The organism is Ruania alkalisoli (assembly GCF_014960965.1).
Taxonomy (GTDB): Bacteria; Actinomycetota; Actinomycetes; order Actinomycetales; family Beutenbergiaceae; genus Ruania; species Ruania alkalisoli.
This window is the reverse complement of the sequence record NZ_CP063169.1, coordinates 2,887,702-2,902,665: the sequence shown is the minus strand read 5'-3', so window position 1 is coordinate 2,902,665 and position 14,964 is coordinate 2,887,702. Positions and strand designations below refer to the sequence as shown.

At 68.7% G+C, this 14,964-nt stretch carries 16 protein-coding genes; 14 read left to right on the top strand and 2 right to left on the bottom strand.

Annotated features, from left to right (window positions below):
• The first annotated feature begins 52 nt into the window (after positions 1–52).
• Genes IM660_RS12955 through IM660_RS12945 form a run of 3 tightly spaced genes read left to right on the top strand, consistent with a single transcriptional unit; the run spans position 53 to position 1,561 of the window.
• A complete protein-coding gene (locus IM660_RS12955) occupies positions 53–565 on the top strand; it encodes a hypothetical protein (protein WP_193496067.1) in 513 nt (170 codons plus the stop codon).
• Positions 566–576: 11 nt separating this feature from the next.
• On the top strand, positions 577–729 hold the full coding sequence (locus tag IM660_RS12950) for a hypothetical protein (RefSeq protein ID WP_193496066.1): 153 nt from the start codon (positions 577–579) through the stop codon (positions 727–729).
• A 1-nt stretch (position 730) separates the two neighbouring features.
• A complete protein-coding gene (locus IM660_RS12945; RefSeq protein WP_193496064.1) occupies positions 731–1,561 on the top strand; it encodes a DUF4097 family beta strand repeat-containing protein in 831 nt (276 codons plus the stop codon).
• Here IM660_RS12945 and IM660_RS12940 read toward each other — a convergent pair.
• Positions 1,542–2,186: an alpha/beta hydrolase family protein gene (locus tag IM660_RS12940; RefSeq protein WP_193496063.1), complete on the bottom strand. Its 645-nt coding sequence runs from the start codon at positions 2,184–2,186 to the stop codon at positions 1,542–1,544. The two genes, IM660_RS12945 and IM660_RS12940, sit on opposite strands and share 20 nt — an antisense overlap.
• A gap of 27 nt (positions 2,187–2,213) precedes the next feature.
• Positions 2,214–2,711 carry an aromatic ring-opening dioxygenase LigA gene (locus IM660_RS12935; protein ID WP_193496061.1) on the bottom strand — a complete coding sequence of 166 codons (498 nt, stop codon included), beginning with the start codon at positions 2,709–2,711 and terminating at the stop codon, positions 2,214–2,216.
• Between the two features lie 184 nt (positions 2,712–2,895).
• On the opposite strand from IM660_RS12935, the gene ilvD (IM660_RS12930) reads away from it, so the two are divergent.
• From ilvD (IM660_RS12930) to IM660_RS12880, 11 genes are all read left to right on the top strand, one after another.
• Positions 2,896–4,758 (top strand): dihydroxy-acid dehydratase, encoded by a 1,863-nt coding sequence (ilvD, locus tag IM660_RS12930; RefSeq protein ID WP_193496059.1) that lies wholly within the window; start codon positions 2,896–2,898, stop codon positions 4,756–4,758.
• 28 nt (positions 4,759–4,786) lie between these two features.
• Positions 4,787–6,502, top strand: coding sequence for a dihydroxy-acid dehydratase (gene ilvD, locus IM660_RS12925; protein WP_193496057.1), 1,716 nt, complete (start codon positions 4,787–4,789; stop codon positions 6,500–6,502).
• On the top strand, positions 6,499–6,903 hold the full coding sequence (locus IM660_RS12920; RefSeq protein WP_193496055.1) for an SdpI family protein: 405 nt from the start codon (positions 6,499–6,501) through the stop codon (positions 6,901–6,903). Before ilvD (IM660_RS12925) ends, IM660_RS12920 begins: the two co-directional genes overlap by 4 nt.
• A gap of 57 nt (positions 6,904–6,960) precedes the next feature.
• Positions 6,961–7,623, top strand: a complete 663-nt coding sequence (locus tag IM660_RS12915; RefSeq protein ID WP_193496053.1) for a 4a-hydroxytetrahydrobiopterin dehydratase — start codon at positions 6,961–6,963, stop codon at positions 7,621–7,623.
• Between the two features lie 252 nt (positions 7,624–7,875).
• Positions 7,876–9,711 carry an acetolactate synthase large subunit gene (locus IM660_RS12910; protein ID WP_193496051.1) on the top strand — a complete coding sequence of 612 codons (1,836 nt, stop codon included), beginning with the start codon at positions 7,876–7,878 and terminating at the stop codon, positions 9,709–9,711.
• A gap of 10 nt (positions 9,712–9,721) precedes the next feature.
• Complete coding sequence (gene ilvN / locus IM660_RS12905; protein WP_193496049.1) at positions 9,722–10,246, top strand: acetolactate synthase small subunit; 525 nt, start codon at positions 9,722–9,724, stop codon at positions 10,244–10,246.
• 42 nt (positions 10,247–10,288) lie between these two features.
• The gene (ilvC, locus tag IM660_RS12900) at positions 10,289–11,317 is read left to right on the top strand and encodes a ketol-acid reductoisomerase (RefSeq protein ID WP_193496047.1); all 1,029 of its coding nucleotides are present in this window, start codon (positions 10,289–10,291) and stop codon (positions 11,315–11,317) included.
• Between the two features lie 183 nt (positions 11,318–11,500).
• Positions 11,501–12,133 (top strand): hypothetical protein, encoded by a 633-nt coding sequence (locus IM660_RS12895; RefSeq protein WP_193496046.1) that lies wholly within the window; start codon positions 11,501–11,503, stop codon positions 12,131–12,133.
• Between the two features lie 24 nt (positions 12,134–12,157).
• Positions 12,158–12,646, top strand: coding sequence for an ASCH domain-containing protein (locus IM660_RS12890; RefSeq protein ID WP_193496044.1), 489 nt, complete (start codon positions 12,158–12,160; stop codon positions 12,644–12,646).
• Positions 12,647–12,690: 44 nt separating this feature from the next.
• Positions 12,691–13,731 carry a 3-isopropylmalate dehydrogenase gene (locus IM660_RS12885; RefSeq protein WP_193496042.1) on the top strand — a complete coding sequence of 347 codons (1,041 nt, stop codon included), beginning with the start codon at positions 12,691–12,693 and terminating at the stop codon, positions 13,729–13,731.
• A gap of 95 nt (positions 13,732–13,826) precedes the next feature.
• The gene (locus IM660_RS12880; RefSeq protein ID WP_193496040.1) at positions 13,827–14,930 is read left to right on the top strand and encodes a branched-chain amino acid aminotransferase; all 1,104 of its coding nucleotides are present in this window, start codon (positions 13,827–13,829) and stop codon (positions 14,928–14,930) included.
• Positions 14,931–14,964: the final 34 nt, after the last annotated feature.

Below are 14,964 nucleotides of genomic sequence, written 5' to 3'. Positions count from 1 at the left end.
TGTGGTGTCGTACTCCTTGACTATGGCGTCATGATGATGTCACCATGGTGTCATGGATCTGAACGGCTACCTCTCCACGCTGCAGCAGGCGCTCGCGAACGCTGCGCGGACATCCACTCCTGAGGTGCAGGAAGCGTCGGAGCGTCTGGCTCAGACGCTCGAACCGGCATTGCGTCTGACGCTCATGGAACTCGCATCCGACATCGCTGCTGATGTCACTCTGCGTCTCGATGGTGCCATCGTTGATGTCAGGCTCCGGGGCGGGAACCCCGAACTCGTGGTGGAGCAGCAGCCCACCCAACTCGCCGACGCTACCGAAGCCTTCGCGCCCCCGACCCCGCCCGAACCGCCTGAAGCTCCTGTTCCCGAGGGCGACGGGTCCCAGACCCGGATCACGCTCCGGCTGCCCGAGTCCCTCAAGTCCCGTGTTGACGATGCTGCCTCCCGCGACGGTGTCAGCGTCAACTCCTGGTTGGTGCGTGCCGCGCAGCATGCTCTCACCGGCCCGGCCACCGAACCCCGCCCCACCACCTCCGGCCGGCGCATGACCGGCTGGGTCCGCTGAACGGAGCCCCCATGTTCCACGACGACGTTTACGACGCCATCGCCGCCCGCCGTATCGGTGGCCCGCTCGATCGCCCGCACCGGCACATCTCTGGCCGGCGTCGCGGCGCAGACGAGCCCACCGCGTACAACCCAGCCGGCCGCCCGCGCCCGGAAGGACTCTGAGATGACCTCCCACGACCGCACCTTTCCCGTCGATGGCCCGATCCGCCTGCTCGTGCGGATGCGATCTAGCGACATCATGGTCACGGCCACCGAGACCGACACCGCGTCGGTGACCTTCAGCGGTGACCCCGACCTGGCTGCCCGCGTCCGGGTGGAGCTCGTCGGCGACCGGCTGGAAGTCGAGGCACCCCTGGCTCGCACCGGATTCTTCACCTCGTTCGGCGGCTCGAAGATGGGCGTCTCGGTGGTGGTCCCGGCAGGATCCGATGCCGAGCTGGAGACCGGCTCGGGAGGTATCCGCACCTCGGGTGACCTCGCCGCCGTCCAGACCAAGACCGGGTCGGGCGCGATTCGGGTGGCACGCGGCACGTCGGTGGAGGCCACCTGTGGCTCTGGCGACGTCGCCGTGGAGTCTGCCGGCAGTGTGCGAGCGACCACTGGCTCCGGCAGGATCGCGGTCACCGAGGCCGACGAGGCGCGCCTGCGCACCGGGTCGGGCACGATGACCGCCGAAGCCGTTCGCACCATCGAGGCATCCTCCGGATCCGGTGACGTCATCGTGCGTGACCTCGGGGAGTTCGCTAGGTTGAAGAGCGGCTCCGGTGACCATGTCGTGCGTCGCGTCGTCCGTGGCGAGGTGTCCGCCACATCAGCCTCGGGTGACATCTCGGTCGGAGTCGCGCACGGGTCGGCCGCGCTGCTGGATTGCTCCACCGTCTCCGGAAAGGTGCGCAGCGAGCTCGAGCCGGGCTCCGCACCGGCCGACAACGCCGACGGCGTCGTGCTCCGGCTCCGCTCGGTGAGCGGCAACGTCACCGTACGTCGCGCCTGAGACTCGTCGCGATCCCGGCCAACCATTCCCCGACGGCGTCCCGTAGGCCTGGCATGTCACTCTTCAGCGTGTGGTTCCCGCGCAGGCGAACCAGGCGTCGGCCCGGTGCCTGCGGTGGCATCCCGAACGGATCGCTCTCGCCCTGGACCACCAGCACTGGGACGCCGACGGCGGCAAGCTCCGGTAGCCGGGATTTCGACGGGTCATCGCCCTTGCCCGGGGGATGCAGCGGGAAGGCGAGGCAGACCACCCCGGCCGCTGCTACGTCGTCGGCGGTCCGGCAGGCAACCCGGGCACCGGAGGAGCGGCCACCGGTGAGCACCGGCAGCTGCGGCCACCAGCGGTGGCGGACCTCGCCGACGATCTGCGTGAACGCCGTGTCCAGCTGTGATGCCGGGGCCGGAGCGCGACGACCAGCCACGCGGTAGGGCTGCTCGCTGAGTACCACGCTGACTCCGGCGGCCAGCGCGGCTGTGGTTGCCGCCCGCAGATCCGGTGCGCTGACACCGCCACCTGCGCCGTGCCCGAGCACGAGACCGGCCCACGGGTCCGGCGCCGGATGATGATGCACCCGGGCGGTCCCGTGGGCCGTCTCGATGTCGACTGTGTCGTTCGGCTGGCTCACCCGATCAGGGTAGCCACCGGCGATCGGCTATGCGGTTGAGCTGGCGTCCTGGTTGGTCAGGTGCACCAGGCGACGGATCGCGATGCCGGTAAGGGCGAGCACGATGCCCAGACCGGTCACCAGTGCGGCCACCCCGAAGGCCACCACCGAGGTGAAGAGCGAGGCTCGCAGGAACGAGGCGGTCATCACGGTCTCGCGCTGGGCGGCCAGCTCAGCGTGCTCCTCCGACTCGGGCTCGACCTGGCTCATTTCCGCACCTAGCTCGGCGTACGTGCGACCCTCGGTCGCGGCCATCGCGTGGGTGTTGATCACATCCGCCTCGGCATAGGCGGTCAGCGGGCCGCGGACGGGGTCACCTGCGAACCACCGCGCATCGTCGGAGACGGTGATCTCCTCGTCTGCCAGCTGGCTGGAGACGGTGATCCACGTGGCGATGCCGCCGACGGCGAACACCAGCCCAAGGATGAATGTCGCGATCCCGACGACCTTGATGAAGCCGGCGCTGCGGGCTGTGGTGGTGGTCATGGCGTCCTCCCGACACTCGACCTTTGTCCCTGACGTCTTCTATCGTTCCGCATCAGAGGTGGTGGTGCATGGGTACAAGGTCCCGACCATCCTCCGGACAACGACTCCATCGGTGTCCCACGCCGTCGTATCGTGACCGCGGGCGTAGTTCTGCGCCGCCAGCTCGTGTAAGGAGTGACCTGCGATGAGTCGTCCGCTGCGTTCGCGCACCTCCACCCATGGCCGCAACATGGCCGGCGCCCGGGCACTGTGGCGCGCCACTGGGATGGGTGCCGAGGACTTCGGTAAACCGATCATCGCCATCGCGAACTCCTATACCCAGTTCGTACCCGGGCACGTCCACCTCAAGGACATGGGCGACCTGGTCGCTTCCGCCGTGCAGGAGGCTGGGGGAGTGGCCAAGGAGTTCAACACCATCGCCGTCGATGACGGCATCGCCATGGGCCACGGCGGCATGCTCTACTCCCTGCCCAGCCGCGACCTGATCGCCGACTCGGTCGAGTACATGGTCAACGCGCACTGCGCCGACGCGCTCGTGTGCATCTCCAACTGCGACAAGATCACCCCAGGGATGCTCAACGCCGCGCTGCGGCTGAACATCCCGGTGGTGTTCGTCTCCGGTGGCCCGATGGAGGCAGGCAAGGCGATCGTGGCCGACGGCGTGGCCAAGACCAACCTGAACCTGATCAATGCGATCAACTACTCCGCCGACGACAATGTCTCCGACGAGGCACTGGCCCAGGTGGAGGAGAACGCCTGCCCCACGTGCGGCTCCTGCTCGGGGATGTTCACCGCGAACTCGATGAACTGCCTCACCGAGGCACTCGGGCTCTCCCTGCCGGGCAACGGCTCGGTCCTGGCCACCCACGCCGCGCGCAAGGAGCTGTTCCTCGAGGCGGGGCGGACCGTCGTCGAGCTGGCGAAGCGGTACTACGACGACGAGGACGACTCGGCCGCCCCCCGCAACATCGCCACCAAGGCCGCGTTCGGCAATGCGATGGCGCTCGACGTGGCGATGGGCGGGTCCACCAACACCGTGCTGCACATCCTCGCTGCCGCCCAGGAGGGCGAGGTGGACTTCGGCCTGAGCGACATCGAAGAGATCAGCAGGAACGTGCCGTGCCTGTCGAAGGTGGCGCCGAACCACCCGAACTATCACATGGAGGACGTCCACCGGGCCGGCGGCATCCCCGCGCTGCTGGGTGAACTGAACCGCGCAGGACTGCTCGATCGTGACGTGACCAGCGTGCATACGCCCACGTTGACGCAGTGGCTCGCCGACTGGGACGTCCGAGGCGGCTCTGCCACCGACGAGGCGATCGAGCTCTTTCATGCCGCCCCGGGCGGGGTGCGCACCACCCAGGCGTTCTCCACCTCGAACCGGTGGGAGTCGCTGGACACCGACGCCGCGCAGGGGTGCATCCGCGACCTGGCGCACGCCTACACGGTGGAGGGCGGTCTCGCGGTGCTGCGCGGCAACCTCGCCGAGGACGGAGCCGTGTTCAAGACGGCCGGCGTGGATCCGGATGTCTTCCACTTCGTCGGGACGGCGCTCGTGTGCGAGTCCCAGGATGATGCGGTGGAGAAGATCCTCACCAAGCAGGTTCAGCCCGGTCACGTCGTGGTGGTGCGCTACGAAGGGCCGGCCGGCGGACCGGGAATGCAGGAGATGCTCTACCCCACCTCATTCATCAAGGGCCGGGGCCTGGGCAAGGTGTGCGCGCTGATCACTGACGGCCGGTTCAGTGGCGGGTCCAGCGGGATCTCGGTGGGGCACATCTCCCCGGAGGCCGCAGCCGGTGGGCTGATCGGGTTGGTCGAAGACGGTGACGAGATCGAGATCGACGTCGACTCCCGCTCGATCCGGCTGAACGTGCCCGACCAGGTGCTCGCCGACCGTCGCGCCAAGATGGAGGCCTCCGAGCACCCGTGGCAGCCCGTAGACCGGGACCGGTACGTCTCCCCGGCGCTGCGCGCCTACGCTGCGATGGCCACCTCGGCCGACCGGGGTGCCGTGCGGGACCTGTCGCTGATCCGTCGCGTCTGACGTCGGCACAGCGTTCTAGAGTGAGGGGATGAGCGACCCCACCACAGCCCCCGGCCCGGACATCAAGCCCCGCTCCCGTGCAGTCACCGATGGGTTGGCGGCCACCGCCTCCCGCGGGATGCTGCGCGCCGTGGGGATGGGCGACGAGGATTGGGTCAAGCCGCAGATCGGGATCGCCAGCTCCTGGAACGAGATCACCCCGTGCAATCTCTCCCTGGACCGGCTCGCGCAGGGCGCGAAGGAGGGCGTGCATGCCGGCGGCGGGTATCCGCTGGAGTTCGGCACCATCTCCGTCTCCGACGGCATCTCGATGGGGCACGAGGGGATGCACTTCTCGCTGGTTTCCCGCGAGGTGATCGCCGACAGTGTGGAGACGGTGATGATGGCCGAGCGGCTCGACGGGTCGGTGCTGCTCGCTGGCTGTGACAAGTCCCTGCCCGGCATGCTGATGGCCGCCGCCCGGCTCGATCTGGCGAGCGTCTTCCTCTACGCCGGTTCGATCATGCCCGGGTGGGTCAAGCTCTCCGACGGCACCGAGAAGGATGTGACCCTGATCGATGCCTTCGAGGCGGTCGGGGCGTGCCAGCGGGGGCGGATGTCCGTCGAGGATGTCGACCGGATCGAGCGTGCCATCTGCCCGGGTGAGGGTGCCTGCGGCGGGATGTACACCGCGAACACCATGGCCTCGGTGGCCGAGGCGATGGGAATGTCGCTGCCTGGCTCGGCGGCACCGCCCTCGGCGGACCGCCGACGGGACAACTTCGCCCACCGCTCCGGCGAGGCGGTGGTGGAAATGCTGCGGCGGGGGATCACTGCGCGCGACATCATGACCAAGGAGGCGTTCGAGAACGCCATCGCCGTGGTGATGGCCTTCGGCGGCTCGACCAACGCCGTCCTGCACCTGCTTGCGATCGCGAACGAGGCGGAGGTGGAGTTGACCCTTGAGGACTTCGACCGCGTCGCCTCCACGGTGCCGCACCTGGGTGATCTGAAGCCGTTCGGCCGGTACGTGATGAACGACGTCGACCGCATCGGTGGCGTGCCGGTGATCATGAAGGCGCTGCTGGATGCCGGCCTGCTGCACGGGGACTGCTTGACTGTGACCGGTCGCACCGTGGCCGAGAACCTCGCCGACATCGCCCCGCCCGACCCGGACGGGAAGATCCTGCGGGCGCTGGACAATCCGATCCACCCCACCGGGGGCATCACCATCCTGCACGGATCCCTCGCTCCCGAGGGGGCGGTGGTCAAGTCCGCCGGGTTCGACGAGTCCGTTTTCGAGGGGACCGCGCGGGTATTCGAACGGGAGCAGGCCGCCCTGGCGGCCCTGGAGGACGGCACCATCACCGACGGCGACGTCGTCGTGATCCGCTATGAAGGTCCGAAGGGCGGGCCCGGGATGCGGGAGATGCTCGCCATCACCGGCGCCATCAAGGGCGCTGGGCTCGGCAAGTCGGTGCTCCTGTTGACCGACGGCCGGTTCTCCGGGGGAACCACCGGTTTGTGCGTCGGGCACCTCGCACCAGAGGCCGTCGACGGCGGTCCGATCGCCTTCGTCCGCGACGGTGACCCGATCCGCCTGGATGTCGCGGGCAAGACCCTGGATCTGCTGGTCGAGGACTCCGAGCTCGCCCGGCGCCGGGATGACGGGGTGACGCCGGTTCCGCACGGCTACACCCGAGGTGTGCTGGCCAAGTACTCCAAGCTCGTGCAGTCGGCGTCGGTGGGTGCGGTGCTGGGGTGACCGAGGCGGACGTGGTGGCACTGACCGCGACCGGGGTGCTGGTGGTCGCGGCGGGCCTGCTCCTTGTTGTAGTCGCGCGGCGTGCCGCTCAGGGGCGGATCCGGCGCAACCCGATCGCCGGGATCCGTACCGCGGCCACGATGGCTTCGGACGAGGCGTGGCTGGCTGCGCATCGGGAGGGGGAGTCGCTCACCGCACTCGGTGGGTGGATCTTCGTGGCGACCGGAGCGGTCACGATGACCGGGGCTCGGCTGGGTGCTGAGGCCGCGTGGCTGACGGCGGTGCTCATCGCGGAATGCTCCTGGCGCTCGGCGCGGTCGTCACAGGTGGCATCCGCGGGAATCGCGCCGCTCGTGCGATCAGCGAGGAAGAGTCCACCAGGCGGTCGTGAGCCCGGGTAGTGCATGAAGCTCCCCGTCCCCCTTGTCGATGTCGGTGCCGGGGAGCACGATGAGCACATGAGGACCTTGAGTGCAGAGCAAGTGGCCGCTCACGACGGCCTCGAGGATTGGCGGGTGGTCAAGACCACCCTGCAGACGAGCTACGCGACGGGATCGTTCGCCGCCGGGGCACGTTTGGTCGGACGGATCTCTCAGATCGCAGACGAGCTGAACCACCACCCGGACGTCACCGTGCGCTATCCGAGCGTGCTCGTCACCACCACCTCCCACGACGTCGGTGGGCTGACCGAGCGGGACATCACCCTCGCCCGGCGCATCAGCGAACTCGCCCGTAGCGAAGGCGTCAGTGCGGACCCGAGCGTATGCAGTGCGCTGGAGATCGCGATCGACGTACTCGATCGCGACGCCGTGCTGCCGTTCTGGCGGGCGGTTCTCGGCTACGGCAACGACCCGAACGCCACCGATCGGCTCGGCGATCCCGGCGGGCGCCATCCGGAGGTGTGGTTCCAGCAGATGGATGCGCCGCGCCCGCAACGCAACCGCATTCACATCGACGTCTGCGTCCCTCAGGACGTCGCCGAAGCACGGATCCAGGCCGCTCTCGAGGCGGGTGGTGTGCTGCTCTCGGACTCCCGCGCACCAGCATTCTGGGTGCTTGCCGATCCCGAGGGGAACGAGGCGTGCGTGTGCACCTCCTTCGGACGAGAGCGCCCCGCCTGAGTGTCACGATGTGAACCCAGATACCAAGATGTGAGACGGTCGGCGTGGGATGTGACGAGACGCCGCAGAGCAGGCTACGATCGAGACATGTTCACGGACTCCCTCGTCGTCGTACTTACCGGGCGCGCTCGCGCGGCCGTCTGAGCGACGACGACACCCGCTGAGCGCGCACCCCTCGATCCCACCTCGGGCGAGGGGTTTTGTTTTGTCCACATCAGTCCCTGACGGACCCGCAGAACGCAGGAGGATCAGATGGCCAACGTGCCACATCCCACGCCGCCGCGACCGCAGCCCCCGAAGCCGGCCCTCGCGCCGGCCGACGCCGGGGCGGTCGCGGGTGAGGCCATGACCGGTGCCAAGTCGGTCGTCCGGTCGCTCGAGTCCGTCGGCGTAGACACCGTCTTCGGCATCCCGGGCGGGGCGATCCTGCCTGTCTACGACCCGCTCTTCGACTCGAGTATGCGGCACATCCTCGTGCGCCACGAGCAGGGGGCGGGGCACGCAGCCGCCGGGTACGCCGCCGCGACCGGCAAGGTCGGTGTGTGCATGGCCACCTCAGGTCCGGGTGCGACGAACCTGGTCACCGCACTCGCGGATGCGCACATGGACTCGGTGCCGATGGTTGCCATCACCGGCCAGGTGGCCGAGGCGCTCATCGGCACGGACGGCTTCCAGGAAGCGGACATCGTCGGCATCACGATGCCGATCACCAAGCACTCCTTCCTCATCACCGATCCGGCGGACATTCCCGCCCGGATCGCCGAGGCTTTCCACATCGCCAGCACCGGCCGCCCTGGCCCCGTGCTGGTGGACATCGCCAAGAGCGCGATGCAGGCCGAGACCACCTTCAGCTGGCCGCCGGCGCATCTGGACATCCCCGGCTACCGGCCCATCACCAAGCCGCACATCAAGCAGATCAAGGAAGCAGCCCGACTGCTGGCCACGGCCCGTCGCCCGGTGCTGTACGTCGGCGGCGGCGCCATCCGTGCGGACGCCTCTCAGCAACTGCTGGAGCTGACGAACCTGTCCGGTGCGCCAGTGGTCACCACGTTGATGGCACGAGGGGCCCTGCCGGACTCCCACCCGCAGCACCTGGGTATGCCCGGCATGCACGGGACCGTGGCTGCGGTGGCCGGTTTGCAGAAGGCGGACCTGGTGGTCGCCCTCGGAGCACGCTTCGACGACCGCGTGACCGGCAGGCTGGACAGTTTTGCCCCGGGTGCCACGGTGGTGCACGCCGATATCGACCCTGCCGAGATCTCCAAGAACCGGTTCGCCGACGTGCCGATCGTCGGTGACCTGAAGGAGGTGCTGGGCGACCTGGTGGCGGAACTGGAGCGCGAGCAGACCCAGCACGGCCAGCCGAACCTGGTGGCGTGGTGGAACATGCTCGACAACCTGCGCGACACCTACCCGCTGGGGTGGACCCCCACCGAGGACGGGCTGCTCGCTCCGCAGCACGTCATCTCCCGGCTCGGCGAGATCTCCGGACCGGACACGATCTTCGCCGCGGGCGTCGGCCAGCACCAGATGTGGGCAGCGCAGTTCATCCGCTACCAGAACCCGCGCACCTGGCTGAACTCCGGTGGACTGGGCACCATGGGCTACTCGGTGCCGGCGGCGATGGGCGCGAAGGTCGCCCGCCCCGAGGCCACCGTGTGGGCGATCGACGGTGACGGCTGCTTCCAGATGACCAACCAGGAGCTCGCCACCTGCGCGCTCGAAGGCATCCCGATCAAGGTTGCCATCATCAACAACTCCTCGCTGGGCATGGTCCGCCAGTGGCAGACCCTGTTCTATGAGGAGCGTTACTCCAACACCGATCTCAACACCGGTCACGAGACGGTGCGCATCCCGGACTTCGTCAAGCTGGCTGAGGCCTACGGCTGCGTGGGGCTGCGTTGCGACAAGGTCGCCGACGTCGACGCGACGATCAAGCAGGCTGAAGAGATCAACGACCGTCCCGTGGTCGTGGACTTCGTCGTCAGCCGCGACGCCATGGTGTGGCCGATGGTCGCCGCCGGCGTCAGCAACGATGACATCCAGTACGCGCGCGGTATCAGCCCGGACTTCGAGCGGGACGAGTGAGGAAGAGATGATGAGCCGACACACACTCTCGGTGCTGGTCGAGAACAAGCCCGGCGTGCTCACCCGCGTCTCGGCGCTCTTCGCCCGGCGCGCGTTCAACATCCACTCCCTGGCTGTGGGGCCCACCGAGCACCCGGAGATCTCCCGGATCACCGTGGTGGTCGACGTGGAGTCCAACCCGCTGGAACAGGTCACCAAGCAGCTCAACAAGCTGGTCAACGTGCTCAAGATCGTCGAACTGGCCCCGCACGCCTCCGTGCAGCGCGAGCTGCTCCTGGTCAAGGTCAAGGCCGACGACGCCTCCCGCACGGCCGTACTGCAGGTCGTCGAGCTGTTCCGGGCGCACGTCGTGGACGTGACCCCGGAAGCCGTGACCATCGAGGCCACGGGCGGCGAGGAGAAGCTGCAGGCGCTGCTGGCCTCGCTGGAGCCGTACGGTATCCGTGAGATCGTCCAGTCCGGCGCCGTCGCGATCGGACGGGGCGCCAAGTCCATGACCGACCGGGCCCTCGAGCGCATCAACCGCCCCGCGTGAGCGGGAACGAAACTTCGCCAAGAAACCAAGAAGGAGAAAACTGTGGCTGAGCTGTTCTACGACGACGACGCCGACCTGTCCCTGATCGCAGCCAAGAAGGTCGCCGTCATCGGCTACGGCAGCCAGGGTCACGCGCACGCCCTGAACCTGCGCGACTCCGGTGTCGACGTCCGCGTCGGTCTGCGTGAGGGATCGGCCTCGCAGAAGAAGGCAGAGGATGAGGGGCTGCGCGTGCTGCCCGTCGCCGACGCCGTGCGGGAGGCGGACGTCGTCGTGATCCTCGCGCCGGACCAGGTCCAGCGCCACATCTACACCGACGACATCGCCCCGAACCTCGCCGACGGCGCCACGCTGGTGTTCGGTCACGGCTTCAACATCCGCTTCGGCTACATCCAGCCCAAGGACACCGTGGACGTCATCATGGTCGCCCCGAAGGGCCCCGGGCACCTGGTGCGCCGCGAGTACGCCGACGGCCGTGGCGTCCCGGTGATCGTCGCCGTCGAGCAGGACCCCTCGGGCACCGCCTGGGATCTGGCGCTCTCCTACGCCAAGGGCATCGGTGGCCTGCGCGCCGGCGGAATCAAGACCACCTTCACCGAGGAGACCGAGACCGACCTGTTCGGTGAGCAGAGCGTGCTCTGCGGTGGCGCGTCGCAGCTGGTGCAGTACGGCTTCGAGACGCTGACCGAGGCCGGCTACCAGCCCGAGGTCGCGTACTTCGAGGTCCTGCACGAGCTCAAGCTGATCGTCGACCTGATGGTCGAGGGCGGCCTGGCCAAGCAGCGCTGGTCCATCTCCGACACCGCCGAGTATGGCGACTACGTCTCCGGTCCGCGGGTGATCGACCCGAACGTGAAGGAGAACATGAAGGCGGTGCTGGCCGACATTCAGTCCGGGGCATTCGCGGAGCGGTTCATCGCCGACCAGGACGCCGGGGCGCCGGAGTTCAAGGCGCTTCGCGCCAAGGGCGAGCAGCACCCGATCGAGGCGACCGGCCGCGAGCTGCGGAAGATGTTCTCCTGGATGAAGGAGACCGACGCTGACTATGTCGAGGGAAGCGCCGGACGCTGACGGAGGTACTCGCGACGTAGGAGCGGGTGCCGGAGGAAGCGGCAGGTGCTTCCCGAACAATGAGTCCTGAGGGAAGCGCCGGACGCTGACCCTCGACTGACACACACGGCAGTCTGACCTCCCTCCACAGGGAGGTCAGACTGCCGACGTCGTGTCAGACCACCGGCGGCTACGATCGGCGTCATGACCGATCCCACGGAGCAGCCCGCCGAGCTCGTCCCCGAGTCCGGCGAGGCTCGCGAGACGGTCATTTCCCGCGGCACGCGCGCCTCTGTGGGCACGCTGGCCCCGATCGTGCGGCGGGCGGTGCGGATCCTCCGGTTCCCGGCCTACGCCGTCGGCTTGGTCCCGGTGCTGCCGGTGCTGGGGATCTTCGCACTCGCCGTCACTGGCGACGGCTGGTGGGAACGGATTGTGCTCGTGCTGCTGGCCGCTGCGGGCGCTGCGGTGATGGTGCTGTGGTGGATCCGGATCCACCGCTACGTCACCGCCGTGGATGACCCGGACGCCCTGACGGGCGAGTTCGTGCAGCTGGTGGACCTGCTGGAGATGCGGGACGAGATGCTGAACCGGCTCAAGGCTCTCGCAGAGAAGGGCGGTATCCGCTTCTTCCGCCGGCTGCGATCGTTGTGGCAGGTGGTGACGATCCCGGACTATCTGACGGGCCGGATCGAGGATCTCAGCCGTGCGCGCTGGTTCGTTCCGCCGATGATCGGCACCACGGTGCTGCGCGCGACGGCCTTGTTCTGGACGGCGATCGTCTCCTGGGGTCTTGTCCTGATCCTGCTGGGGCTGCGGCTCACCGGCGGCTTCTGATCGCGGCCGTGTGAGGATGTTGGTGTGGACTCCGACGAGATCGAGCAATTCTGGAAGCGTGCCCGGCTACGTGGTCGGGTGGCGTGGCTGGAGCCGTTCGTGGGTCAGCACCGGCTTGGGACGCTGCCGCCCCCGGCGTTCGCGTTCGCACCGGAGCCGTACCTGGCCCAGCGGATGGCCGAGGAGGTGCTCGCGGGTGAACGCACCGCCGTCAGTACGCTCCGATCGGACATCCCCGACGACGTCCCCGTGCCTGAGGTGGGGGACCTCGCCATCGTCCTGGACGGGCACGAGCAGCCGGTGGCGCTGATCCGCACGGTCGAGGTGCGCGTGGTGGCCTTCGGCGAGGTGGACGACCGGCATGCGCGTGGTGAGTGCGTGCAGGACGCCGCATCCTGGCGTGAGCACCAGCGCCAGTTGATGGGCGCCACGGACGCCGACGACGTGGTGCTGGAGCGGATCGTCCTGGTCTTTCCCGCTCAGGAGAGCGCCCCCGTGGCGGCCACTATCTGAGACGGATTGTCCGGTCCTTGATACGTCGGTCTAGCATGCGGAGCATGGCACGCACGATCAAGCTCGCAGTTGTCGGTGGCGACGGAATCGGTCCGGAGGTGACCGCCGAGGGCCTCAAGGTGCTCGACGCCGTCCTCGTCGGCACCGACGTGAGCATCGAACGTACCGACTTCGAACTCGGCGCCGCCCGCTGGCACGCGACCGGTGAGACCCTCACCGAGGAGGACCTCGCCGCGATCAGCACCCACGACGCGATCCTGCTGGGTGCCGTCGGCGACCCGACCGTGCCCTCCGGTGTGCTCGAGCGCGGCCTGCTGCTGAAGCTGCGCTTCGCCCTGGACCACTACGTCAATCTGCGCCCCTCCAAGCTCTTCCCGGGCGTCCCCTCCCCGCTGGCGAATCCTGGCGAGGTGGACTTCGTCGTCGTGCGTGAGGGCACCGAGGGCCCCTACGTGGGCAACGGCGGAGCGCTGCGGGTGGGAACCCCGCACGAGATCGCCACCGAGGTCAGCGTCAACACCGCCCACGGCGTGGAACGCGTGGTGCGTGACGCCTTCGCCCGCGCTCAGGCCCGCCCGCGCAAGAAGCTCACGCTCGTGCACAAGCACAACGTGCTCGTTCACGCCGGTCACCTGTGGCGCCGGACCGTCGAGGCCGTGGCACCGGAGTTCAGCGATGTCACAGTGGACTACCTGCACGTGGACGCGGCCACCATCTTCATGACCACAGACCCGTCCCGGTTCGACGTGATCGTCACCGACAACCTCTTCGGTGACATCATCACTGACCTCGCCGCCGCGATCACCGGCGGGATCGGCCTGGCCGCCTCCGGCAACGTCAACCCCGACAAGGCCTTCCCCTCGATGTTCGAGCCGGTGCATGGCTCTGCTCCCGACATCGCCGGCCAGCAGAAGGCCGACCCGACTGCGGCGATCCTCTCGGTCGCGCTCCTGCTGGACCACCTCGGCCTCACCGAGCAGGCCCGGCGTATCGAGGACGCCGTCAGCGCTGATATTGCCGAGCGCAGCGGCGCGCGCTCGACCAGCGAGATCGGCGACGCACTCGCCGCACGAGTAGCGGGCTGAGCGGGCGCCCGGCCAGCGAGTTCCGCCAGCCCTAGCGCCCGCTCCCACCTGCCCCGACCGGGGCCGCCGACATCCAGACCAGGTGGAAGGGCCACATGAGTACGATTCCCGACGGCGCACCTCACTTCCCGGTGCAGCCGAACCTCTCCCCGTTCCCGGCCGAGGAACGCCGGCAGGCAGTCCTCGCACCGCGTTTCGGCACCTGCTTCACCGACCACATGGCTCGCGCCCACTGGTCGCCGCAGACCGGGTGGACCGATCATCGCGTCGTGCCCTACGCCCCGCTGGCGATGGACCCCGCTGCCGCGGTACTCCACTACGGCCAGGAGATCTTCGAGGGTCTCAAGGCCTACCGCCACGCCGACGGCTCGGTCTGGGCCTTCCGCCCCGAGCTCAACGCCGCCCGGTTCGCGGCCAGCGCTCGCAGGCTGGCGCTGCCGGAACTGCCGGAAGCCGACTTCCTCGCTTCGCTCGAGGCGCTCGTGCGCACGGATCGGGCCTGGGTGCCCGCAGGCGCGGGTGCGAGCCTGTACCTGCGGCCGTTCATGTTCGCCTCCGAAGCCTTCCTCGGGGTGAGACCGGCTGCCGGTGTGGACTATCTGGTCATCGCCTCCCCGGCCGGTGGCTACTTCACCGCCGGGTTCGCGCCGGTCTCGATCTGGGTGGCCCGCGACCAGCACCGGGCCGGCCCGGGCGGCACCGGTGCAGCCAAGACCGGCGGCAACTATGCCGCGAGTCTGCTTCCGCAGCAGCAGGCCCGCGAGCACGGATGCGACCAAGTGTGCTTCCTGGATGCCGCCACCAGCACCGCCCTGGAGGAGATCGGCAGTATGAACGTGCTGCTGGTGATGGGTGATGGCAGTGTCCACACGCCCGCACTGACGGGCACGATCCTCGCCGGGGTCACACGGCGCTCCGTTCTGGACCTGCTCGCCCAGGATGGGCGTGAGGTGGTCGAGCGCACGATCACCCTGGCCGAGGTGCTCGACGGACTGCGCCGCGGCACGGTGACCGAGGTGCTCGCCTGCGGGACGGCGGCTGTGATCACACCCATCGGCCGGCTCGCCGGCGAGGGCTTCGACGTGACCGTCGCCGACGGCGCGCCGGGTCCGGTCACCACCGAGCTGCACGAGCGGCTCACCGGCATTCAGTACGGCAGGTGCGACGATACCTACCGGTGGCTGCACCGGCTGGCGTGAGGTTGCACCAGCACGCAGCGCCACCAGCGAGTGA